Here is a 23066-nt window from a genome sequence, read left to right as displayed (position 1 = left end):
CATCATGAGCCGAGTCCTGCAGGCGGTGCTGGTCTTCGTCGGCGCGACTTTCGTTATCTTCGTCATCACCTTCGCCCTGCCCGGCGACCCGGTGCAGGCCCTGGCCGGTGAGCGAGCCGCCGATCCGGCGTTCGCGGAGGCGATCCGGGCTCGTTACCACCTCGACGAGCCGCTCCTGCAGCAGTACGTCCGCTTCCTGGCCGGGGCCCTCCAGGGCGATCTGGGGCAGACCTACAGCGGCCAGGACGTGGCCCAGATGCTCGGTGAACGGATCTGGGTCAGTGCCCAGCTCGCGGCGTTCGCCCTGGCGTTCCAGATCATCATCGGTGTCGGCGCCGGAGTCCTCTCCGCGCTGCGCCGCAACGGCGTCGCCGACACCGGGGTCCGGATCTTCACCCTCGCGGGGCTCTCGATCCCGTTCTTCGTGACCGCGTTCGTACTCCAGCTCGTGGTCGGCGTGAAGTTCGGCTGGCTCCCGGTAGCCGGAACCGAGGACGGCCTTCTCAGCTACATCATGCCCGGGTTCGTGCTGGGGTCGTTGTCGACGGCCTACGTGGCCCGGCTCACCCGTGGCCAGCTCGCCGAGTCGCTTCGCGAGGACTACGTCCGGATGGCCACAGCCAAGGGCCTGACTCGAGTCCGAGTTGTGGCGCACCACGCGTTGCGCAACAGCCTGATCCCCGTCGTCACGTTCCTCGGCCTCGAAGTGGGCGCGCTGCTCAGCGGCGCCGTCATCACCGAGAGCATCTTCAACATCCCCGGCATGGGCCAAGCCATGGCGCGAGCCGTTTACCTGGGAGAACGCACGACGGTGGTGGGCGTGGTCACCGTCTTCGTGTTCGTCTACGTTGTCGCGAACCTGCTCGTCGACCTGCTGTACGCCGTACTCGACCCGAGGATCCGCTATGCCTGAACTCGCTTCGGCCGCCGGCGTCGTGGAGCGGCGGGGGGTTCCGCAGAGGAAGCGGCGCGGTCATTGGCAGGCGGTCTGGCGAAGGCTCTCCCGCAGCCCGCTCTTCTATCTCTCCGCCGCCCTGCTTGTGGTGATGGTGGGCATGGCCGCCGCTCCGTCCCTGTTCGCGATGGCCGATCCGTACGACTGCGACCTCGGGCGGACACTGGCCGACGCCGGCGCCGGCCAGTGGTTCGGAAGGGATCTCCAAGGCTGCGACGTGTTCTCGCGCAGCGTGTACGGCGCTCGCGCGAGTCTCGGCATCGGCATCGCCGTCTCCCTGCTGACCGGGCTGCTCGGCGGGGTCGTCGGCGCGGCCGCCGGCTATTTCGGCGGTTGGGTCGACGCGGCCCTGTCCAGGATCACCGAGATCTTCCTGGCCATTCCGCTGCTGCTGGGGGCGAGCGTTCTGCTGACGCTGTTCGGCACGTCGGGCAGCGGCACGTGGACGGTGATCATCGCTCTGTCGGTCCACGGCTGGCCGCAGGTCGCCCGCATCACCCGGTCGTCGGTCATGGAGGCGAAACAGCAGGACTACATGCTGGCGGCGGCCGCCGTCGGGTGTTCGCGGCTGAGGGCCCTCGCCCGCCATGTCGTGCCGAACAGTCTCGGCCCCTGGCTGGTGGTCGTGACGACAAACCTCGGCGTGTTCATCACCTATGAGTCGATCATCTCGATGCTGGGGATCGGCCTGCGCCCGCCGACGATCTCCTGGGGGCAGATGATTCACGACGCTCAGGCGCGGTTCCTGGAGGCGCCACTGCCGCTTCTGGGCCCGGCTCTGTTCCTCAGCGTCACCGTCCTGGCCTTCATCCTGCTCGGCGACGTCGTCCGAGACGCCATCGACCCAAGGATCCACTCGTGAGCGACACGACGCGGAAGGGGAACACCATGGCGACCGAACACCTGCTGGAAGTTCACGATCTGCAGGTCGAGTTCGGCGGCGACGACGGCCCCGTGCCGGTGTTGCGCGGGGTGAGCTGGCACGTGGATCGCGGGGAGACGCTCGCGATCCTCGGAGAGTCCGGGTCGGGCAAGAGCATGACCGCTCAGGTGATCATGGGGATTCTGGAGACCCCTCCGGCCAGGATCGGTGGCGGAAGCGTGCGCTGGAACGGCCGCGATCTGCTCGGCCTTCCGGAAACCGCCAGGCGCGAGGTCCGAGGCCAGGGCATCGGCATGGTCTTTCAGGATTCGTTGTCCGCCTTGAATCCCGTCCTGCGCGTCGGGCCACAGATCGGCGAGACCCTGCGGACCCGCCTCGGCCTCTCCCGTGGAGAGGCTCGTGACCGCACGGTCGAACTGATGCGGCAGGTACGGATCCCGGACGCCGAACAGCGCTACCGCCAGTACCCGCACCAATTCTCCGGCGGTATGCGGCAGCGCGCCGTGATCGCCATGGCGCTCGCGTTGTCGCCGGACGTGCTGATCGCCGACGAGCCGACGACCGCACTGGACGCCACCGTCCAGGTGCAGATACTCCGGCTGCTCCAGACTCTCCAGGGAGAGTCCGGCATGGGACTGGTCCTGATCACCCACGACTTCGGCGCGGCCGCGTCGATCGCCGACCGGGTGGCCGTGATGTACGCGGGCCGCGTGGTGGAGACCGGCATGGTCCGCGACATCTTCCGCCGTCCCGCCCACCCCTATACGAAGGCGCTGCTCGACGCGGTTCCCCGCGCGGATCGCCGGGCCGGACAGCTCGCCGCCCTGCCCGGGCAGCCGCCGGTGCTCGGCAAGGAGACCAGCGGCTGCCCGTTCCGGTTCCGATGCCCGCTCGCCGAAACCGTGTGCGAGGAGCGGGAGCCGGTGCTCAGTGAACACGCGCAGGGCCGCTGGAGCGCCTGCCACCTGGGAAAGGACGTGATCGCCGGTGTGCTCACCGCCCATTCTTGAGGTCACCGACGTCACCCGGCACTACGCGTCCGGACGGCGGTGGCCGTTAGGCTCCGCGTCGCGGGTACACGCCGTGGACAAGGTGTCGTTCACCTTGGGGGAGCGGGAGACACTCGGCCTCGTCGGTGAGTCCGGCTGCGGGAAGTCCACGCTCGGCCGGATGCTCGTCGCCCTCGACCGGCCCACGTCGGGGACGATCCGGTACCGCGGTGAGGACATTCACCGACTCAGCCGCGCCGGGCTGAAAGCCCTGCGGCGCAAGATCCAGATCGTCCTGCAGGACCCGTACACCAGCCTCGATCCGCGGATGACGGTCGGGGACATCGTCGCCGAGCCGCTGGCCGTACACGGCGAGGGAACGCCCGCCGAAAGGCGGAACCGTACCCGGGAGCTATTCGAACTGATCGGCCTCAACCCCGATCATGTGAACCGCTACCCGCACGAGTTCTCCGGTGGGCAACGCCAGCGCATCGGCATCGCCCGCGCGCTCGCCCTGGGGCCCGAGATCGTCGTCTGCGACGAACCCGTCTCGGCGCTGGACGTCTCCGTCCAGGCGCAGGTTCTCAACCTTCTGGCCGATCTGCAGGAACAGCTGAACCTTTCGTACGTGTTCATCGCGCACGATCTCACCGTCGTCCGCCAGATCAGCCACCGGGTCGCCGTGATGTACCTGGGGAAGGTCATCGAGGTCGGCCCTGAGGGCGAGGTCTACGGACAACCGCGGCATCCGTACACGCAGGCGCTGCTGTCGTCCGCACCGCCCACGGACCCCGACATGGCCCGCGAGCAGGAAGTGATCATGCTCAACGGCGATCCGCCCAGTCCCGCCGAGCCTCCCAGCGGGTGCCGATTCCGCACCCGCTGCTGGAAGGCGGAGGAGGTGTGCGCCGTACATGAGCCCGCGCTCGTGGAGGGTGCGGCCTCCGGCCATCTGACCGCCTGCCATTTCGCCCCCGCTGCCTCTGTCCAAGTGGACGGCTAGGCATTACTGTATTCTGTACACAGAATTTTGGAGGAAACTGTGACTCAGTCCACGAACGACCGCCAGTTCGCCGTACGTGCCTCTCGTGTTCTGGACCCCGCGACCGGCGAGTACTACGAGGACGCGAGTGTTGTCATCGCCGACGGCCGGATCGTGTCGGTCGTCGACACCCCGCCCGCCGGGGCCGATCTCATCGACGTGGGCCGGCTGACCCTGATGCCCGGGCTCGTCGACTGCCACACGCACATGCTGCTGCGCCCCGAGGACCAGGTGTGGCCGCCGGCGATCTTGTTCAAGACGCAGGTCTACCGGATGATCGAGGGTGTCGCGGCGTGTGACCGCGCGCTGCAGATCGGCTTCACCAGCGCCCGGGACACCGACAACGAGCAGGTATGGCACGGCGACACCGCGCTCCGGGACGCGATCGAGGCCGGCATCATCCCCGGCCCGCGGATGGCCGTGGCGTCCGATGGCATCTCCATCACCGGCGGTGACATGCGCATCGACGACAAGGTGAACCCGGAACTCAACCTCCCCGACGTCGCCGGGATGGTGGACACCCGCGATGAGCTGATCAAGGAAGTCCGCCGTCAGATCAAGATCGGCGCGGACTGGGTCAAGATCTACGCGACCAGCACCCGCAAGGATGTCGAGCCGGAGGAGCTGGAGCCGCTGCACCAGTTCACGGAGGAGGACATCGCCGCCGTCGTCGCCGAGGCCAAGCGGTACCGGCGCGATGTCGCGGCGCACGCTTACGGCAAGGACGGCGCGCAGGCCGCGATCCGCGGCGGCGTCCGCACGCTTGAGCACGGCCCGCTGCTCACCGAGGAGGACCTGCAGGCCATGCTCGAGTTCGGCACCTTCTGGGTGCCGACGATGGGCACGTACTACAAGCGCCAGCACACCGAGTTCGACCGCCGCTTCGTCAAGCGGCACGAGGGCGCCTTCAAGCGCGGGCTCGAACTCGGTGTCAAGATCGCGTTCGGCACCGACGTCGGCTCCTTCCCGCACGGCGAGCAGGTGGACGAGTTCAGCCTGATGGTGCAGTACGGCATGAAGCCGCTGGACGCGATCAGGTCGGCCACCGTGGTGGCGGCGGAGGTGCTGCGCAAGGAGGGGCAGATCGGAACCCTCGCCGCCGGCTCCCACGCCGACCTCATCGCCGTCGACGGCGACCCCCTCCAGGACATCGAGGCACTCAAGCGGGTCGGATTCGTGATGAAGGGCGGCCTGGTCCACCGGGACGACGTCGCCGCGACCGCGAAGACGCCCGAGGTTCTGTGGAAGCCGGCGCGCTAAACCCCTGGTGACGGCGGCAAGCGAGGTGGAGGGCCATGAACCGGCTGCGAAACGAACTGGTGGTGTACGCGGGTCGGCTGCGTGTGGATCCGTGGGCGCGTGACATCGGTCCCGCGTGGCTGCTCATCCGGGACGGTCGCTTCGCGGAGATCGCACCCGGCCGGATCCGGCCGGGGGAGTGGCCCGACACCTGCGCCAGCCTGGATCTGGGCCGGGCGGTGGTGCTCCCGGGGCTGGTGGACTCCCACGTCCACCTGACCGAGTCCGGGGACGGGGCAGGCGAGGACGTCTCCGCGGCACGCACCGTCTCGGAGCGCGTGGAACTGGGCGTCAGGAACGCCCGGACCGCGTTGCGCGCGGGCATCACCACCGTCGCGGACTGCGGCGGCCCGCCGGAGGCCGTGTTCGAGGTGCGTGCCCGGGCGGCCGCCCTTCCCGACTGCGCCCGGATCCTCGTCGCGGCGGCGCCGATCACCACGGTGCGCGGCCACTCCTGGCGCTTGGGCGGTGAGGCGCCCGACGCGGCGTCCGTACGAGAGCTGGTCACGCGGTTCGCCCTCGCCGGGGCCGACTTCATCAAGGTCATGGCCTCCGGCGGGGGCACACCCGGGGCGCCCCCGTGGGAGCCGAGCTTTCCCGAGGAGTCGCTCCGCGTGGCCGTCGAGACGGCCGCGTCGCTCGGCCGCCCCCTGAAGGTCCACTGCCTGTCCGCCGGTTCGATGCGGACCGCTGTCGCAGCGGGCGTCACGCTGATCGAGCACGGGAAGTTCCGCACCGCCGCCGAAGACGGAGGCGGCTTCGACGCCGCCGTCGCCTACCTGCTCGCGAAGACCGGCACTGTCATCTGCCCGACCCTGTCCGTGGGCCATCACGTCCTCGCAGCACCACCCGAGGTCTCCGGGGACGCCGCCGCGCTTTGGCGACGGCGCCACCCCTACGACCTCGAGGACTTCCGGCATCTGGTCGAAAGCGGTGTACGCATGGTGAGCGGCACGGACGCGGGCTGGCGGTTCACGCCGTTCGACGCGCTGCCCGGCGAGCTGCGGATGATGGCGGGCGCCGGGATGGCGAACCGGGAGGCCCTGGCCGCGGCGACCACCGACGCGGCCGCCGCACTCGGGATGGGAGACCGGATCGGCCGGATCGCGCCTGGCTACCAGGCGGATTTCATCGCGGCCGACGCCGATCCCGTGGACGACCTCACCGCGCTGGACCGGCTGCACGCGGTGGCGCGTGACGGGCAGGTCATCCGATGACGCGCTCCGACCCGATGGCCGTCCTGCTCGAATGGCAGGCGGCCGCGCAGGAAGCCGGTGATCCGCAGGCGGGGCTGATGGCGCTGAGCACCGTCAGCCCGGCCGGTGAGCCCAGCGTGCGCACCGTCTCGGTGAAACTGCTGGAGAGCCGCCGCATCGGCTTCGTCACCGACAGCCGCTCGCCGAAAGCGCGCGACATCGCCGCCTGCCCTCGGGTGGCGGTGATGTTCACCTGGCTGTCGCTGCGCCGCCAGGTCACGGTGCGCGGTGACGCGGCACCCATGAGCACGGCGGAGGCCGAACGGGAGTTCCGCCGCCGTTCCCGGCCGGCCCAGCTTGGGGCCTGGGCGAGCCACCAGTCCTCGCCCATCCCGGACCGGGGCGTACTGGACTCGGCCATGGCCGCGGCCGCCCGCCGCTGGCCCGAGGGCGAAGCCGTTCCGGTACCTCCGTACTGGGCCGGGTACGTGATCACGCCGACGGAGATCGAGTTCCTGCAGGCGGGCCGCCCCGACCGTCTGCATGACCGCCACCGGCATCGCCTGATCGGGGATGCGTGGGTGGGGCAGGCGCTCGGTTCCTGACCTCATCGGCCTTCGGCTCGTCAGATTGGACGGCAAAAGTGAAGCGTCGCGAATTGCTGGCAGGTTCTGTGCCCGGTGTGGTCGCTGTCGCCGCCGGCGGCTGGGCGCTGCCGGACAACGATGGCATCCGTGTCCGCGAGGTGGGCAGCTATTACGTCGGTGGTAAATCGATCACTCTGGACAACGCGGAGTCTCGGGACGCGTTCGCCGCCCAGGGGCAGCCGCCGGTGCAGGTGAACCCCAACGGGGATTTCGAGACCGGCCAGGTATACGTCCAGTACGTACGCCTCGCGCGCCCCCGCGGTTCGCTGCCGGTGCTCATGTGGCACGGCGGCGGCCTGACCGGCGCCTCCTTCGAAACCACGCCGGACGGACGGCCGGGATGGCAACAGCACCTGCTCGCCGGCGGCCATGACGTCCACGTGGCCGACGGGTTCGGCGGTGGCCGCGCCCCGTGGCAGCGCTATCCGGAGATCTCCCAGTCAGAACCGCTGTTCCGTACCAAGCAGGAGCTTTGGGAGCTGTTCCGCATCGGCCCTCCCGGCTCGTACGCCACCGACCCGGCCAAGCGCCGGCCGTACCCTGACACGCTGTTCCCCGTCGCCGCGTTCGACGAGTTCGTCAAGCAGGTGGTGCCGCGCTTCCGCACCTACGACCAGTCCACCCAGGCCGGGTACGACGCGCTGGTCGCCAAGGTCGGGCCGAACGTGATCCTCACCCACAGCGCCGCCGGGCCGCTCGGTTTCGCCGCGACCATCGCCGCCCCGGGTCACGTCCGCGCCCACGTCGCGATCGAGCCGTCAGGGGCTCCCGACCCGTCCACCGTGGACTTCAGCCGGCTTCGCCGGATCCCGCACCTTGTTATCTGGGGCGACCACCTCGACGCCGACGGCTCCTGGGCCGAGCTGTACACCTCCACCAGGCGCTTCCACGACGCTCTGCGCAAGGCCGGCGGACGATCAACCTGGATCGACCTACCGGCCGAAGGCTATCGCGGCAACTCCCACATGATCATGATGGACCGCAACTCCGACAAAGTGGCCGCCCTGATCAACTCCTGGCTGGAAGCGAACGTGAAAGGCTAGACCGCCTCTCCACCGAGCGGCGGCTGGGGAAGCCGTACGGCCGGAGCCCCTGTTGTCCCGCCGTACGGCTTCGGCTCGGAGTGTCAGGGGCGTTGGCCAAGTGAGTTCGTCCAGCCCATCTGCTGGTAGGCCACCGACAGCTGGGGCTCATCCCCGAGCCGCATCACCTGGTACGCGAGGAGCCTGCCCGTGTCAGGAGCGACGATCAGGCGAAACTGAGAGACGCCCTCCACGTCGGAGGAGTACCGGCTTTCGCCTTTCACGGAAACAGCGACGCCCTGGCGGCCGAGAGGATCGGTCACCTTCCCCACCATGGTGACCCCAGGTTGGTCGGCGAGTACCTGGTAGAGAGCCGCCCTGGTGCCTGGTGTGATCGGCCCTGCGAGCAGGTCATGTGCGGTGCCCCATACGTACTGGTTGTAGCTGCCCTGAAGCGGATTTTCCGGATCATCGGCGTCGGCCTGATAGCCGCGCCGCAGATATTTGTCCAATGCGGCCGGCGTAGTGGGCAGTTTCCCGAGTTCGTCCATGCTCAGCCGCCGCGAACCGATCATGAACTGCATCCGTATGTTGTAGTTGTTGACTTGGGGTTCGACGGGACCGTGGCCGAGGCGCGGCGACCCCATCTTCTTCCACGCCGCCTCGTCGTCCGGCGAATCAAAGATGACCTGGTAATCAACGCCGGTTATCGTCCGAGTGCGGTCGCGTGCGTCACGCGCCATCCAGGACTCCTGGGATGTGGCGACAGAGGCAGTGAATGGCAACGGGTTTCTCTTCCCCGCCTGCACCTTCCTGGTATCGCCCCGCTCCCTCTTGTTCTCCGACTGGTCGACCCGCGTGATGGTCCGTTCGAGCGTGTACCAGTAGCGGCCGGTCGTGGCCGGTTCGCGAGCCGCGCTTTCGGCCGCGGCCAGCAGGAACGAATGGGCGTCCACCGGGGTCGTCGCCGGGGGATGAGCCGCTGTGGAGGAGGGCCGGGCGGGCGGTGTGTCCGGGGAGACCATCGCGGGAACGACGATCGCGGCGGCGAGGCCGGCGACGGCCGCACCGGCGATCAGCGGAAACGGGCGGTGCCGGGACACGGTTCCACGGCCGCGGCGGGAGACTCGTGGGGTTTCGAACGCGCGGGCCAGGTCGGCTGAGCGGCGGCGCTGATAGGCGTCCTCGGCGAGGTCATCCAGCCGAGTGGGCGTGAGCCGGGCCATCACGAGGTCGGCCATGTCGGTTCCCTCGGACGGTGGGTTGCGGGAATCCATCACATCTCCTCCAGAAGCTGATTCCTAGCGACGGTCCGGTCCGGCGACATGGTTCGCATCGCCTTGCTCAGGCGTGCGCGGGCACGATGAAGACGCACGTTGTAGGTGCGGGTCGCGCAACCCATGACGGCTGCCGCCTGGTCCGGAGTGAGGCCGTGCCAGGTCGTGAGCGCCAATGCCTCCAGGTCCTTCTCGCGCAGGGAGCGCAACGCGGTGAGTGCGGTTTCCCGGTCCAGGACACGCTCGGCGACATCGCGGCCCGTCTTGTCGTCGGCGGTCATGAGGGCCGCGACCCGGTCGACCAACGCTTGCCGGCGGTGCTGTGCGCCACGATGTTTGGCGAGCTTGTTGCGGGCGACGCCCAGTAGCCACGGAAGCGGTGGATCGGGGACGTCGTCCAGGCGTCGCCACGCGACCAGGAAGGTCTCGCTGGAGACGTCCTCCGCTGTCCCGGGTTCCGCGCGCAGCACGACGTATCCGAATACCGCCCGGTAGTGCCGGTCGTAGAGGTCCGTGAAGCGCTTGTAGGGATCGTTCACATGAGGAAGTCCCTCCCGGAGCCCTCCGATTACCGACCCCTCATCGGAAATTTCGGCACCGGCCATGGCGCGGAGGGAGGCTGGGAGCGCGATGGCGATCCGACAGCGGTCATCGGCCGACCGGGCCCGAATGCGCCATGCGCGCCATCCCGCCCGGCCGACCGGCGGAGAGTTCGGAGCTGACTACTTCGCGGTGAAGACGATCTCCACTCTCCGGTTCTTGGCGCGGTTCTCCTCGGAAGGCTTGCCGTCGACGAAGTTGGGCAGCTTGGGCCTGCTCTTGCCGAAGCCCCTGACCTGGAAGGTCACGCCGGACAACGTCCCCTGCAGAGCTTGCCGTACGGCCTGGGCCCGCTTGAGCGACAGCACCCTGTTGTAGGCGTCGCTGCCCTGGTCGTCGGTGTGTCCCTCGATCTTGATGACCCCGCCGGCGGACTCGGCCTGAATCCTCCCGGCGATCTGACGCAGGCGCGCCTTCGCCTTGGCCGTCAGCACGGCCTTGTCGAGCGCGAACAGCACGTCGCTGGTGAGCGCCACGGTGACCTGCTCGCCCTGCTTCGACTCGCTCTCGGTGCCGTCGAGCGACTCCACCTCGGCGGTGATGTCCTCGACGGTCGCGACGACATCCTCCACCTCGGCCGTGACGTCCACCGGGTCCGCCCACGCGACGGCCGCGGGACCGGTCACGGGGCCGGCTGTCAGGGCGACCGCGACCGCCAGGACCGCGAGACGTTCAGGAAATCGGGACATCGGTGAACACACCCAGCACCTTGAGGTCCACGTTGATCTTCGTGACATCAGGCGGCGGGGCGGCGAACGTGGCGTGCAGCGGCAGTACCTCGCCGGGCTCGGTCCACACGTCGTAGTCCGAGCACAGGCACTTGGCCTTGGTGGGAGGGGTCCCGGTACGCGCGACGGTGTACCGCTTGCCGTTGACCGGATCGACCAGGCTGATCCCCGCCACGGTGAGGCCGAGACCGGCCGGGGTGTCGCCCATGTTGCTGGACATCTCCCAGCGCGTGTCCCCCTTGTTCGTGACCGTGAAGGTCAGCGTGGACAACCGGCCCTGCCGCTTGAGCCCGGTGATCTCCACGGTCAGGTCGGCGCCGCCGGTCTTGACCTCCCTGCCGGCGATCACTGTGCCCTGCTCGGCGGGTGCGCCCGCCTGCCCGCCGGTCTCGGAGTCACCGCCGTCGCCGGTGGAGGCGGGCTCGGCGGAGTCGGCGGAATTCGCAAGCTCGACGGCCTGCTTCTCTTTCGCGACGGGTTGCTTCTCGCCGCCGCCTTGCTGCGCGGTAAGCATCCCGCAGCCGGTCAGCAGGCCCGCCAGGACCGCCGTCACCACATACCCGGCCAGCGTCGGCGTGTTCGCTTTTTGCACCCGTTTTTCACCTCAACATGTCATTAGGCGGGGCACCTTCGGGATCGGCATAGCGCGCCATATCGCGGCCCCCGGTGCCATGACCGCATTGCTGGACTCTTCGGTCAGCAAGGCAATCACCGGGAGCAATTCGTCCCAGTAGCCTCAACTGCCTCATCCACCCCATTAGTGTCGATCATACAATCGTTCGCATTTTCGATACCGACAATTTGTGCACAACCGCCACGGCGGACGGGGAGAACGGCAGGTCAAGGCCCATATTCGGGGAGCTCGGGTCAGTGGAGCTTGCGGGCGTCGACGCGTTCGATCGCGCCCATGGTCAGGCGCTCGGTCTCCTCGATGACGATGCCGAGACCACGCAGGATGGTGACGGGGCGGCGGGTGTAGTGCTCGCCCTGCAGAGGGACGCTGACCAGATCGACGGCGTGCTGGAGCGCACGTAGTGGCCAGAAGGACGCCGCGACGTGGTCGGCCAGCAGCAGGCGTCCCCCGGGCCGCAACACGCGGAGCGCCTCGACGAGAGTGGCGCGTTCGTCGGGGACGCAGCACAGGGCGAAGGTGCTGACGACGGTGTCGAACGTCGCCGCGGGGAAGGGCAGCGCGGTCGCGTCGGCCTGGTGGAGCCGGACGGCCCGGTGGATCAGGTCCGCCTGCCGGCGTGCGGCCTGGACCATGGCGGGGCTCCAGTCGATGCCGGTCAGGTCGACGTCGTCGGGGTAGTGCCGGAGGTTGGCGCCGGTGCCGATGGCGATCTCCAGAGTGGCGCCGCGGGCCCGGCCACAGACCCAGCGGCGGCTGTCTGCCAGGAACCGGCGTTCGACCCCGGCCAACCTTCTGTCGTAGGTGGCCGCCTGCCGGTCCCAGTAGCCGACGAGTTCTCTGGATGACCGGCTCATGGTGCCGAGACCTTCGGTGGTTGGGTGCCGTGAGCGGGGGAGGCGCCGAGGATCTGCGCGAGCGCGGACTTGACGTCCTGGAGGCGGTCGGGGCCGACGATGGCACCCCAGCGGGCCTCCATGTCGGCGAAGTAGGTGGCGCTGATCTCGGCGGCGCGTGTCCCACGGTCGGCGTAGACGACAACACGGCCCCGGCCGTCGGTCGGGTCGGGGACGCGTCGCACGTAGTCGCGCTGTTCCAGGTAGCCCACGAGTTCGCTCATCGCCTGAGGGGTCATCCCGGCTCGGCGGGCCAGCGTGGTGGGCCGGGTGCCGTCGCAGTCCATGAACCGGAACACGTTCAGGCAATGGGTGGGGCGTAGATCCTCGTATCCGCTCTCGACAAGGCGGTGGTAGAGCTCGTCGAGGATCAGGTTGAACGCCTGACCGATGAGCTGCGGCAGGAACGGCACCGCACTTGTAGATCCTTCGGCCACCTTATAACCTCACCTTCTTAGGTTGCCTGAATACTTTAGGACGTAACCGAAGGAGGCGCTATGCCCCAGCCCCGCCCTTGTCGCCGTTCCGAGGGCGACGCCCATCATGTGGGATGCCCCTGGCCGTCAACCCGGCGCTCACCGGGGAGGGGGAGCAGCCATGACCTGGCGTAAGGCCGCGAGGATCGTCGGCGGTACGGTCCTGACCCTGCTTGGCCTGTTGTGGACTCTTCAGGGGGCCGACCTGATACGGATACGGCCCATCCTGTGCGTCGCCGAGTGCCAACCCGTCACCGGTGGATCGCCCGTCTGGCTGGCCATCGGCGTGGTCACCGTCGTTGTCGGGCTCTGGGTGCTGGGTGTGCCGCGGCGGCGACGCGTGAAGCCCAAACGGTGATCGCCGCGCCCTTCAGGGCGTCGGTTCGCCTGGAGCGCACCGCGTGGCCGGGCGCCGAAACGATCTGGACAGGCGCGGGTGGGGGCCGGGGTGCGGCACCGGCCGCCCCGATCACTCGGGCCAGGCAGAGTTCTTGATGACCTCGACGAAGTCGATGTGCCGATATCCGGGGACGAAGTGTTCGAGCACGTCGGCGTTCACCGTGCCGAAGGTCGTGTCCGGGCGGTGCTCGAACCCCTCCTTGAACGCCTGAAGAATCTCCCGCTTGAAGTCGGGCCGCGGGTGCGCGGCCGTCACGGCGTCGAGTTCCTCCCGGCTCAGGTTGTCCAGGCGCATGCCGAGCACGTCGGTCTCCACACCCGCGGTGGTCGCGGCGATCTCCGGGGCCATCTTGTACGGGACCTCGGGCGTGGTGTGGAGGGCGATCGCCGTCCACACGAGATCGGCGTCGGCTTCCGAGAAGCCGTGGGAGCGGAGGAACGCGCGCGCCTGGTCGGCCCCGTCAAGTTCGAAACGCTGATAGTCGCTCCGGCAGGGCGGTACGAGACCCGTGTCGTGGAAGAGGGCCGCGACGTAGAGGAGTTCCGGATCGGGGGCGATCCCGAGGGCACGGGCTTGCAGGCTGCCGAACAGGAACACCCGGCGCGAGTGGTGGAAGAGGAGCGGGGTCGTCGTCTCCCGGACGAGCGACGTCGCTTCGGCGGCGATCGGGCTGTCGGGGATGGCGACCCCGGCGATCATCTCGGACACGGGCGGCTCCCATCGAGAACGGTCGTGACGCCCCAAGACCATGGAGCTGCCAGATAATCCGAGAGATGGATACCCTTCACACCGCCGGTTAGGTCGTGTCTGACAAATCAAGCCCTGCTGCGCTCGGCCCAGACGGCGCCTCGCTACGTTGTCGTCGTCGGCCGTAGGCTCCGCTACGGCCTCCTCCTCCGCCTTGCGATGCATCCATCTGGATCCACGCTCGCGACGGGCAGCATTTGTCAGACACTCCCTAGGGCCAACGATGCTTGATCATCGCCACTCATCCGATCGTGTCGGAGACCAGGCCGAGGTGGCGGGCGACCTGAGCCGGATGGGTGAGCTGTGGGTAGTGCCCCGCGCCGGCGATCTCGGTCACCCGGTGGTCGACGCGTACGGTCAGCGGGTCGGTCGAGCCCACGAGGATCTCGACCGGGACGCGCACCCGCTCCAGCAGCGACCGGGACGTCTCGCGTTCGGCGAAGGCCGTGCGCATCGCCGCGATCACGCGGCGCGCCACCCCGGGACGGCGCAGGTCCGCGGCGGCGCTCGCCACCTCCGGCCCCTCGGGAACGCCGAGCGCAGCGGCCAGGCGAGCGGCGGACATGCGGCGCAACATGGGTACGGCCAGGGCTGAGCGGGTGAGCCGAGAGCTCGGAGCCTGCAGGAACGCGGGGGCGATGAGCACAAGCCTGCTGACGCGCCCGGGATGCTCGACGGCGAAGCGGAGCGCCGGTCCGCAGGCCAGCGAGTGCGCGACCAGCACGGGGCGGGTCCGCACCGGGCGCGTCAGGTCGGCGAGCCACGCGTCCATCGGCGGGCGGTGGGAGCCGAACGTCCCAGCCCGGGCAGGTCGGGGGCCAGGATCGGGCCGGACAGGTGCGCGGCGAGGGGCGCCCACAGGTCGGCGTTCATCGGCAGCCCGTGCAACAGGACGTGGGCGGGCCGGTGCGCGTCTCCCATCGTCCAGGTGCCGTCGCGGAAGCCGTACGGGCTCAGCCACGGCGACGCGGCGCCGAAGCGGGCGGCCACCAGGTCGTCGGCCCACGCGCGCAGGGCGCCCGGGGCCGGGGGCATCTCCAGGCCGGCCGCTTCGGCGAGAGCGCGGGCGGAGGCCGTCGGGTAGCGGTCGGTCGACAGGAACGACAGCGTCTCGGGGTCGGCGCCGGTGATCTTCCGTGGCAGGCGGCGCACGAGGCCGACGGGGACGGTACGGCGCGGCGCGCGCACGCCCATGTGGTCGGCGATCGTGCCGACCAGCTCCGGGAGGCGCGGCGTCGTGTCGTCGAGCACCCAGTGGTCCTGCCCCGTGGGCGAGGTGGGGAGCTCCGCCAGGAACCGCGAGAAGTAGTCGATCGTGACGATCGGCAGGAAGACGTCGGGGCCGCCCGGGAGCGCGGGGAGCCGCCCGTTCCAGAGGTCCTCGACGAGAGAGGCCAGGCCGATGTGCTGGCCGGGACCGATCACCGTGCTGGGATTGGCGATGGTCAGCGGGACCTCCAGTTCACGGGCCCTGGCTCGCACCGCGAGATCGGCCTCGGCCTTCGACGCCTCGTACGCGCCGAGCCTGGCGTAGTCCGGGTGAGCGTTGCTCACGCGGTACCCGCTGATGTGCACGAACCGTCGTAATCCGGGCAGCGTGGCGGCCCATTCGAGCACGTTGAGCGCCCCGGTCACGTTGGTCGCCCGAGCCTCCTCCACGCCGAGGCCGAACGCGAAGCGCGCCGCGGTGTTGTAGACGTCGCGCACCTGGGGCAGTCCCGTGAGCGGCCGGGTGATGTCGGCGCCGACGACCGCCAGCCGGCTGGTGTCGACATCCTGTGCGTTCAGCCAGGCGGTGAGGGTGTCGTTCCGTACGGCTGCCGCCACCCGCTGTCCCCGGCCGAGCAGCTCGGCGACGAGGGAACGGCCGATGAAACCGGTCGCGCCGAAGACGATCGCGTCCATGAACACTCCTTAATAGATCGGTCTACATATTTTTGTGGCCAGAAAGAGGGCCCGCCTCGTGCGGCGGGCCCGGGTCAGCGCAGCAGGGCGGCGAGTGGGCCGGTGACGCGATCCAGTGGCTCTCTGCTGCGGTGCGCCTTGGCCAGCAGCAGCGCCCCCTCGATCAGGGCCAAGATCGTGACCGCGAGGTCGTCGGCGTCCGGCCGCCCGTCGAGCCGCGCACGCAGAGCGGCCGCCCATGAGGTGTACACCTCCGAGCAGGCCTGCTGCAGCGGGTCGCTGGTGCCGGCCATCTCGAGCGCCACGGTGGCGACCGGACACCCCTTCTGCCAGCCTGATTCCTCCAGCCGATCGCCCAGGTGCCGCAACACGCCTTCGACGAAGTCCGCCACGGACGCGCTGGACTCGGCCAGGCCCGCGAAGGCGTCGCCCATCGCCTGTCCGGCACGCCGTATCGACTCGCCGACGAGCTGATCCTTGCCGTCGGGGAAGTGGAAATAGAGCGAGCCGCGGGGCGCGCCGCTGACCGCGATCACCTGGTTGAGTCCGGCGCTGAAGTATCCCCCGGTCTCGACCAGCTCCTGTGTCGCGGTCAGTATCCGGGCCCGCGTCGCCGTCCCCTTCTGCCCCATGGCGGCAAAAATAGACCGATCTGTAGATTTATTCAATCTGTCTCGTACGGCTCATGTCTGGCACCGCTCACGCGCGGCGGCGCCCCGATCCGCGGCACCACTTGCCGGGCCGGGATCCCGATGGCGTGTCGTCAGCGCATCCCTCTAGTTCTTCCGCAGCCTCCGGTAATGGCGGATCAGGCGGTTGGTTGACGAGTCGTGGGTGAGTTCGGGCTCGGTATCGGCCGTCAGCTCGGGTGCGATCTGTCCCGCGAGCACTTTGCCGAGCTCGACGCCCCACTGGTCGAAGGAGTCGATCCCCCAGATCGTTCCCTGGGTGAACACGCTGTGCTCGTACAGCGCCACGAGAGTGCCGAGCCGGTGCGGGGTGAGCCGTTCGGCGAGCAGCACGTTCGTGGGATGGTTGCCCTGCATGACCCGATGCGGCACGACGTCCGGCGCGGTGCCCTCGGCCCGCACCTCCTCCTCGGTCCGGCCGAAGGCGAGTGCCTGTGCCTGCGCGAAGACGTTCGCCGACAACAGGTCATGGTGGTCGCGCAACGGGTTGAGGCTCTTGGCGAAGCCGATCAGGTCGAGCGGGATCAGCCGCGTGCCCTGGTGGATCAGCTGGTAGAAGCTGTGCTGGCCGTTCGTACCCGGCTCGCCCCAGTAGACCGGGCCGGTGTCGTAGTCGACGACGCGGCCGTCGCGGCTGACATGTTTGCCGTTCGACTCCATCGTCAGCTGCTGCAGATAGGCGGGGAACCGCGTCAGATACTGCTCGTACGGCATGACGCCGATGGTCTGGGCCCCGAAGAAGTTCACGTACCACACGGTGAGCAGCCCCAGCAGCACCGGCAGGTTCGCCTCGAGCGGGGCCGTGCGGAAATGCTCGTCCATCTCATGGAAGCCCTCGAGCAGCTCACCGAAATGCTCGGGGCCGATGGCGATCATCGTCGACAGCCCGACGGCGGAGTCCATCGAGTAACGGCCGCCGACCCAATCCCAGAAGCCGAACATGTTCGCGGGGTCGATGCCGAACTCCGCGACGCGCGCGGCGTTGGTCGAGACCGCGACGAAATGGTGGGAGACCGCGCTTTCGTCGCCCAGCTGGCCGATCACCCAGTCGCGCGCCGAATGGGCGTTGGTGAGGGTCTCCAGCGTGCCGAACGTCTTGGAACAGACGATGAACAACGTCTCGTCGGCGAACAGGTCGTGGGTCGCCTCGGCGAAATCGGTGGGGTCGACGTTGGAGATGAATCGGAACCCCAGATCGCGCCGACTGTAGTGGCGCAGTGCCTCGTAGGCCATGACCGGCCCGAGATCGGAGCCGCCGATGCCCACGTTGACGATGTTCTTGATCGGCTTGCCGGTATATCCCTTCCACTGCCCGGAGCGAACCTGCCGGGCGAAGGCCGTCATCCGGTTGAGGACGTCATGGACCTCCGCGACGACGTCGGCACCGTCGACGACGAGCGAGGCACCTTCCGGCATCCGCAGTGCGACGTGGAGCACCGGCCGATGCTCGGAGGTGTTGATCGGTTCGCCGCGGAACATCATGTCCCTGCGCTGCTCAAGCCCCGATTCCCGGGCGAGCTCGACCAGCAGGCGCATCGTCTCGTCGGTGACGCGGTTCTTCGAGTAGTCCAGGTACAGTCCCGTGGCCTCGGCGCACATGCGCTCGCCACGGTCGGGATCCTTGGCGAACAGCTCACGCAGGTGCCGCCCGCCGATGTCGGTGTGGTGCTGCTCGAGTGCCTTCCACGAGGCTCGGTCACGGAGCGGGACGGTCGGCATCGGTTCCTCCGATAATCGGCGAGACGGAGATGGTCGCCCGCATACATTCCCCCTTTCGGCGGCCATGTGTTCGCGGGCGACCTCCGACACCCGTTCGGGGGCGAACCTGATTCACGGTCGGGCACGTACGTATGTGGGGATCCAGCGGCCGTCGCCGGTGAGGCGGTCGGCGCTGGACGGCCCCCACCCGCCGCGCTCGTACGGCTCTGGTGGCGTCTCGAAGTCGAGGATGGGATCGACGATGCGCCATTCCTCTTCCACGGTGTCCTGGCGGGCGAAGTGGCGGGGGTCGCCGGAGAGCGCGTCCGTGATGATTCGTTCGTAAGCGCTTTCCGGTTGTCCCTGCTGCGCCTCGAAGTCGACCGACACCGGCACCTCCCGGATCGCGTCGACCTCACCCGGAGCCTTGGCGAGCAGGTCGAGGGTGACCCCGGGGTTGGGGTCCAGCCTGAACCGGACGATGTTGGGGCGCGGGCGGCCGGCGTCGGCGGACAAGAACAACATGCAGGGCGGACAGCGAAGCCGGACGGCGACCTCGGTGCTGGTGACCGCGAGTGCCTTACCCGTCCTGATCAGGAACGGAACGTCGACCCAGCGCCAGTTGTCGACCCACAGCCGCACCGCGGCGTAGGTTTCGGTGGTCGACCCGGCGGCCACCCCCGGCGTATCGAGATAGCCGGCGTATTGGCCTCGGACGACATCATCGGGCTCGATCGGCCGTATCGCGCGCATCAGCCGACGTTTCTCATCGCGTTCGGTCTCGGCGCTGCTGTCGGCCGGAGGATCCATCGTCAAGTACGCCAGGACCTGCAGCAGATGGTTCTGGACGACGTCGCGGACGGCACCCACCGCGTCGTAGAACGCCCCGCGGCCGGCGACGTCGAACGCCTCGGCCATCGTGATCTGCATGGTGGCGACATGGTCGCGGTTCCAGATGGGCTCCAGCAGGGTGTTGGCGAAGCGGAACATCATGAGGTTCTGGACCGGCTCCTTGCCAAGGAAATGATCGACGCGAAGCAGCCGGTCCTCCGGGAAGTAGCGGTGCAGGTGCGTGTTGAGCCGCCGCGCGGAGGCCAGGTCTTCACCGAATGGTTTCTCCACCACCAGCCGGCCCCGGGCGTTCAGGCCCGAGGCGCCCAAGCGTTCGGCTATCGGCGCGAACAGTGGGGGTGGCACGGCCAGATAGTGGACGGCGAATGTCTCGTCGGAGATTCGCCGCGCGAGTTCGGTGTAGACCTCCGGTCCGGTCACGTCGCCGTGGACCAGCGCCAGCCTGTCGGCGAGTGCGCCGAACACGTCCTCGTCGACCCGCCCGTAAGCGGTCGCGACGCTGTCGTGGACGTGGTTCCGCAGCGTGGCGATGTCCAGATCGCGGCGAACCATGCCGATAACCGGAACGTCGAGTACACCGCGGGCGGTGAGCCTGTACAGCGCCGGAATGATCATCTTCCTGGCGAGATCCCCGGTGATGCCGTACAGCACCAGGACCTGCCCCCGCGGTACGTTCAAGATGCCCCCACTCGGTCCCAAGGACGCCTGCCCGGGCGGGGAATGCCACGCCCGACCGACCCCGGGACGCTACGCGAACCTCACCGGCCGTACTCCTCCGGCAGGTCAGATCTCGCTCACGACGGTCGGGAACGGCGAGATGGCGCCCTTCGTGGCGTTCTTCCCGACGGGCCCGGCACCTATCACGATTACGTGGAAAACGTCTTTCCGTCCGTCATCGGCACTCCCGCTGTGTGACCGGCGTGCGTCGAATCAGTCTTTCACCAGCTCGGGCGGTAACACGGAAAGCCATGGGCAAGGGCGAACGCCTCGATCACCGGGCTGTCTGTCTGGTTCTCTGGTCACGGGTGCGCGATCGGACGCCTTGCGGAAATTTTTGGGTAGGCCGCGCGGCTTCCGCGTCCGGCTGCCCGGCTGGAGCGTAGTTAGTGCGGGTGAGCTGTGGGTATCTGTGCGGATGCGCCCGAAACGGTGGGTGCGTACGGCACCTCCTACGCCACGGCGGCGCCCGGCCGGCGGGAGCCCCGGTAGGCCCATGAGGAGTGCCTGATGCCATCGACGAAGCGCACCGCAGGCGGTCTGCGCAGCCAGGCCTGGTGGGACAACGCCGGCAATCCGGAGATGACGGCTCTTTATCTCGAACGCTTTCTCAACTTCGGGCTGACCCCGACGGAACTCCAGTCGGGCCGACCGATCATCGGCATCGCCCAAACGGGGAGCGACCTCGTTCCCTGCAACCGCCACCACCTCGCCCTCGCCGACCGGGTCAGGGACGGGATCCGCGACGGCGGTGGCATCCCGTTCGAATTTCCCGTCCATCCGCTGCAGGAGACCGGTAAACGCCCGACTGCCGCGCTCGATCGCAACCTCGCCTACCTCGGGCTGGTCGAGGTGCTCTACGGATATCCACTCGACGGGGTCGTCCTCACGACAGGCTGTGACAAGACCACGCCCGCGTGCCTCGCCGCGGCGGCGACGGTGAACATCCCGGCGATAGTCCTGTCCGGAGGGCCGATGCTCAACGGCTATCACCATGGCAAGCGGACCGGCTCATCAGGCTCGGGGCTGGTGATCTGGCAGTCGAAGCGGCTGCTCGCCAGCGGGGAGATCGACTACGACGAGTTCATGGCGCGCGTGGCCGCTTCCGCGCCCAGCGTCGGTCACTGCAACACGATGGGCACCGCGCTGTCGATGAACAGCCTGGCCGAGGCCTTGGGGATGTCCCTGCCAGGCTGCGCGGCGATCCCGGCCCCCTACCGCCAGCGGGCGCAGATGGCCTACGAAACGGGCCGCCGAGCGGTATCCCTCGTGCGCGAGGACCTCACCCCGCGCAAGATCATGACCCTGCGGGCTTTCGAGAACGCGATCGTGGTCGCCTCGGCCATCGCCGCCTCGACCAACGTGCCCATCCACATCAACGCCATCGCGCGTCACGTCGGGGTGCCACTGTCCCTCCAGGACTGGCAGCGAGTCGGAGCCGACATCCCGGTACTGGCGAACGTCGCCCCCGCCGGCGAGTTCCTCGGCGAGGACTTCTACCGCGCCGGCGGCGTCCCCGCCATCATGCGGTCGTTGCTGAGGGCAGGACGCCTGCACGGCGACGCCGTGACTGTCTCCGGCCGTACCGTGGCCGAGAACCTGGCCGATGTCCCGCCCGCCGACCCGACGGTCATCCGTCCCTTCGACGAGCCGCTCGCCGCTCGCGGCGGACTTCTCATCATGACCGGCAACCTGTTCGACTCCGCGGTCATGAAGACCTCGGTCATCACCGACGACTTCCGCGCCCGCTACCTGCCGCATCCCGGCGCTCCGCAGGTGTTCGACCTTCGCGCCATCGTTTTCGACGGGCCTGAGGACTACCACGCCCGGATCCAAGATCCCGAGCTGGGCATCGACGAGAACTGCATCCTCGTCATCCGCTACACCGGGCCGATCGGCTACCCGGGATCGGCCGAGGTCGTGAACATGGAGGTCCCCACCGCGCTGCTCCGGCTCGGCGTCACCTCGCTGCCGACGCTCGGTGACGGCCGCCAGAGCGGCACCTCGGACGCGCCGTCCATTCTCAACGCCAGCCCCGAGGCGGCGGTCGGCGGCAATCTCGCCATTCTGCGCACCGGGGACCGCATCCGTATCGACATGGACAACACGCGCGTCGACGTCCTCCTGCCGGATGAGGAGATCGCCGCGCGGTGGGCCCGATACACACCGCCGGTGTTCGAGAACCAGACACCGTGGCAGGAGATCTACCGCTCCACGGTCGGGCAGTTGGATACCGGAGGCTGCCTGGAGCTCGCCGTGTCGTACCAGGATCTCGTCCACACCAAGGGGATTCCCCGTGACTCGCACTGACGCCAGAGGGACGATTCTGATCGCCGACTTCGACTTCGGCGATGTGGACATCGAACGCGCGATTGTCGAGGGCGCCGGGTTCGAGCTCCTCGCCGCACAGTGCAAGAGCGAGGACGAGGTGATCGAAAAGGGCCGGGACGTCGATGGCGTCCTGACCCAGTACGCGCGGGTCGGTTCCCGCGCCATCGACGCGTTCACCCGTTGCCAGGTGATCGCCCGCTACGGCACGGGCGTGGACATCGTCGACGTCGACGCCGCCACCCGACGCGGCATCCAGGTCACGAACGCGCCGAATGAGTGGTGCGCCGACGAGGTCGCCGATCACGCCGTCGCGCTCTGGTTGGCCGCCGCCCGCAAGATCTGCGCATACGACCGAGCGACCCGGCAGGGCACGTGGCAGTGGCAGAGCGGAGAGCCGATCTGGCGGCTGAGAGGACGGGTGTTCGGGCTGCTGTCCTTCGGCTCCATCGCCCAGCTCGTCGCCGAACGCGCGAGGGCGTTCGGCGTCGAGGTCTGGGCGCACGACCCGTTTCTCGACGAGTCCGAGATCCGATCGTGCGAGGTGCGGCCGGTGTCCTTCGACGAGCTTGTGGAAGGTGCCGACTACCTGGTGGTCCAGGCGCCGCTCACCCCGCAGACACACCACACCTTCGACCGTGCGACGCTCCGCAGGATGAAGCCGACCGCCATCCTCGTCAACACCGCGCGCGGCCCGATCGTGGAGGATACGGCGCTCTACCAGGCACTCACCGAAGGATGGATCGCCGGCGCGGCACTGGACGACCTTGAGGAGGAGCCCGCGAAGCAACGCGACTGGCGCCCGCACAACCCGCTCCTCACGCTGCCCAACGTGATCGTCACCCCGCACGCCGCCTACTACTCCGAGCAGTCCATCACCATGGTGCGGCACATCGCCGCCGAAGAGGCCGTGCGGGTTCTGACCGGGCAGCCGGCCCATTGGCCGGTCAACGACGTGACGGCCGGCTCCCGTCCGTAAGAAGGTGTTCTCCAACCGGTAAGTGATCTTCGCGCATCTCGGGACGCGAACCAGAAGACCTCGCTTGCCAGGGGTTGTCACATTTCGTGATGGCCGTGGCCGATGCGGGG

23 protein-coding genes are annotated in these 23066 nt (G+C 68.7%); 11 read left to right on the top strand and 12 right to left on the bottom strand.

The annotated features are described in order from the left end of the window. The first annotated feature begins 4 nt into the window (after positions 1–4). The 8 genes from ACQP1V_RS32370 to ACQP1V_RS32335 are packed head-to-tail and all read left to right on the top strand — an operon-like array spanning position 5 to position 8054. The gene (locus tag ACQP1V_RS32370; RefSeq protein ID WP_433413856.1) at positions 5–913 is read left to right on the top strand and encodes an ABC transporter permease; all 909 of its coding nucleotides are present in this window, start codon (positions 5–7) and stop codon (positions 911–913) included. Next, entirely contained in the window at positions 906–1817 is a 912-nt protein-coding gene (locus tag ACQP1V_RS32365; RefSeq protein ID WP_433413855.1) for an ABC transporter permease, read from the top strand. Before ACQP1V_RS32370 ends, ACQP1V_RS32365 begins: the two co-directional genes overlap by 8 nt. Beyond that, on the top strand, positions 1814–2848 hold the full coding sequence (locus ACQP1V_RS32360; RefSeq protein WP_387410142.1) for an ABC transporter ATP-binding protein: 1035 nt from the start codon (positions 1814–1816) through the stop codon (positions 2846–2848). The genes ACQP1V_RS32365 and ACQP1V_RS32360 overlap by 4 nt, the downstream gene beginning before the upstream one ends. Further along, the gene (locus ACQP1V_RS32355) at positions 2826–3830 is read left to right on the top strand and encodes an ABC transporter ATP-binding protein (protein WP_387410140.1); all 1005 of its coding nucleotides are present in this window, start codon (positions 2826–2828) and stop codon (positions 3828–3830) included. Before ACQP1V_RS32360 ends, ACQP1V_RS32355 begins: the two co-directional genes overlap by 23 nt. Positions 3831–3869: 39 nt before the next feature. After that, a complete protein-coding gene (locus ACQP1V_RS32350; RefSeq protein ID WP_433413852.1) occupies positions 3870–5129 on the top strand; it encodes an amidohydrolase family protein in 1260 nt (419 codons plus the stop codon). A gap of 35 nt (positions 5130–5164) precedes the next feature. After that, positions 5165–6385 (top strand): amidohydrolase family protein, encoded by a 1221-nt coding sequence (locus tag ACQP1V_RS32345; RefSeq protein ID WP_433413850.1) that lies wholly within the window; start codon positions 5165–5167, stop codon positions 6383–6385. Continuing rightward, on the top strand, positions 6382–6969 hold the full coding sequence (locus ACQP1V_RS32340) for a pyridoxine/pyridoxamine 5'-phosphate oxidase (protein ID WP_433413848.1): 588 nt from the start codon (positions 6382–6384) through the stop codon (positions 6967–6969). The genes ACQP1V_RS32345 and ACQP1V_RS32340 overlap by 4 nt, the downstream gene beginning before the upstream one ends. A 53-nt stretch (positions 6970–7022) precedes the next feature. After that, positions 7023–8054: a hypothetical protein gene (locus ACQP1V_RS32335; RefSeq protein WP_433413846.1), complete on the top strand. Its 1032-nt coding sequence runs from the start codon at positions 7023–7025 to the stop codon at positions 8052–8054. 83 nt (positions 8055–8137) lie between these two features. Here the strand turns inward: ACQP1V_RS32335 and ACQP1V_RS32330 are convergent, their stop codons facing one another. The 6 genes from ACQP1V_RS32330 to ACQP1V_RS32305 all read right to left on the bottom strand — a co-directional run bounded on the left by ACQP1V_RS32330 (position 8138) and on the right by ACQP1V_RS32305 (position 12578). Beyond that, positions 8138–9310, bottom strand: coding sequence for a CU044_5270 family protein (locus tag ACQP1V_RS32330; RefSeq protein WP_433413845.1), 1173 nt, complete (start codon positions 9308–9310; stop codon positions 8138–8140). Beyond that, entirely contained in the window at positions 9310–9915 is a 606-nt protein-coding gene (locus ACQP1V_RS32325; RefSeq protein WP_433413844.1) for an RNA polymerase sigma factor, read from the bottom strand. Before ACQP1V_RS32325 ends, ACQP1V_RS32330 begins: the two co-directional genes overlap by 1 nt. A gap of 117 nt (positions 9916–10032) precedes the next feature. Then, positions 10033–10599, bottom strand: a complete 567-nt coding sequence (locus ACQP1V_RS32320; protein ID WP_433413842.1) for an OmpA family protein — start codon at positions 10597–10599, stop codon at positions 10033–10035. Then, the gene (locus tag ACQP1V_RS32315; RefSeq protein ID WP_433413840.1) at positions 10583–11230 is read right to left on the bottom strand and encodes a hypothetical protein; all 648 of its coding nucleotides are present in this window, start codon (positions 11228–11230) and stop codon (positions 10583–10585) included. The genes ACQP1V_RS32320 and ACQP1V_RS32315 overlap by 17 nt, the downstream gene beginning before the upstream one ends. Positions 11231–11505: 275 nt before the next feature. Beyond that, entirely contained in the window at positions 11506–12126 is a 621-nt protein-coding gene (locus ACQP1V_RS32310) for a class I SAM-dependent methyltransferase (protein WP_433413838.1), read from the bottom strand. Beyond that, positions 12123–12578, bottom strand: coding sequence for a MarR family winged helix-turn-helix transcriptional regulator (locus tag ACQP1V_RS32305; protein WP_433413837.1), 456 nt, complete (start codon positions 12576–12578; stop codon positions 12123–12125). Before ACQP1V_RS32305 ends, ACQP1V_RS32310 begins: the two co-directional genes overlap by 4 nt. A gap of 184 nt (positions 12579–12762) precedes the next feature. Here ACQP1V_RS32305 and ACQP1V_RS32300 point away from each other — a divergent pair, with 184 nt between their 5' ends. Further along, the gene (locus tag ACQP1V_RS32300) at positions 12763–12999 is read left to right on the top strand and encodes a hypothetical protein (RefSeq protein WP_433413835.1); all 237 of its coding nucleotides are present in this window, start codon (positions 12763–12765) and stop codon (positions 12997–12999) included. A 111-nt stretch (positions 13000–13110) separates the two neighbouring features. Here ACQP1V_RS32300 and ACQP1V_RS32295 read toward each other — a convergent pair whose 3' ends face one another. The 6 genes from ACQP1V_RS32295 to zwf all read right to left on the bottom strand — a co-directional run bounded on the left by ACQP1V_RS32295 (position 13111) and on the right by zwf (position 19610). Then, a complete protein-coding gene (locus ACQP1V_RS32295; protein ID WP_433426036.1) occupies positions 13111–13740 on the bottom strand; it encodes an HD domain-containing protein in 630 nt (209 codons plus the stop codon). A 289-nt stretch (positions 13741–14029) separates the two neighbouring features. Beyond that, a complete protein-coding gene (locus ACQP1V_RS32290) occupies positions 14030–14560 on the bottom strand; it encodes an alpha/beta fold hydrolase (RefSeq protein WP_433413834.1) in 531 nt (176 codons plus the stop codon). Next, positions 14536–15693, bottom strand: a complete 1158-nt coding sequence (locus tag ACQP1V_RS32285) for an SDR family oxidoreductase (RefSeq protein ID WP_433413832.1) — start codon at positions 15691–15693, stop codon at positions 14536–14538. The genes ACQP1V_RS32290 and ACQP1V_RS32285 overlap by 25 nt, the downstream gene beginning before the upstream one ends. A gap of 74 nt (positions 15694–15767) precedes the next feature. Further along, positions 15768–16325 carry a TetR/AcrR family transcriptional regulator gene (locus ACQP1V_RS32280; RefSeq protein WP_433413830.1) on the bottom strand — a complete coding sequence of 186 codons (558 nt, stop codon included), beginning with the start codon at positions 16323–16325 and terminating at the stop codon, positions 15768–15770. Between the two features lie 144 nt (positions 16326–16469). Beyond that, positions 16470–18101: a glucose-6-phosphate isomerase gene (gene pgi / locus ACQP1V_RS32275; RefSeq protein ID WP_433413828.1), complete on the bottom strand. Its 1632-nt coding sequence runs from the start codon at positions 18099–18101 to the stop codon at positions 16470–16472. Positions 18102–18212: 111 nt separating this feature from the next. Next, positions 18213–19610: a glucose-6-phosphate dehydrogenase gene (zwf, locus tag ACQP1V_RS32270; protein ID WP_433413826.1), complete on the bottom strand. Its 1398-nt coding sequence runs from the start codon at positions 19608–19610 to the stop codon at positions 18213–18215. 549 nt (positions 19611–20159) lie between these two features. On the opposite strand from zwf, the gene ACQP1V_RS32265 reads away from it, so the two are divergent. Together ACQP1V_RS32265 and ACQP1V_RS32260 are read left to right on the top strand one after the other, a co-directional pair. After that, positions 20160–21959, top strand: coding sequence for an IlvD/Edd family dehydratase (locus tag ACQP1V_RS32265; RefSeq protein ID WP_433413824.1), 1800 nt, complete (start codon positions 20160–20162; stop codon positions 21957–21959). Next, positions 21946–22956, top strand: a complete 1011-nt coding sequence (locus ACQP1V_RS32260; RefSeq protein ID WP_433413822.1) for a C-terminal binding protein — start codon at positions 21946–21948, stop codon at positions 22954–22956. The genes ACQP1V_RS32265 and ACQP1V_RS32260 overlap by 14 nt, the downstream gene beginning before the upstream one ends. Positions 22957–23066: the final 110 nt, after the last annotated feature.

Source organism: Microtetraspora malaysiensis (assembly GCF_050947145.1).
GTDB lineage: Bacteria > Actinomycetota > Actinomycetes > Streptosporangiales > Streptosporangiaceae > Microtetraspora_A > Microtetraspora_A malaysiensis.
The sequence above is the reverse complement of the archived record's forward strand: the minus strand, read 5'-3'. Positions and strand labels throughout refer to the sequence as shown.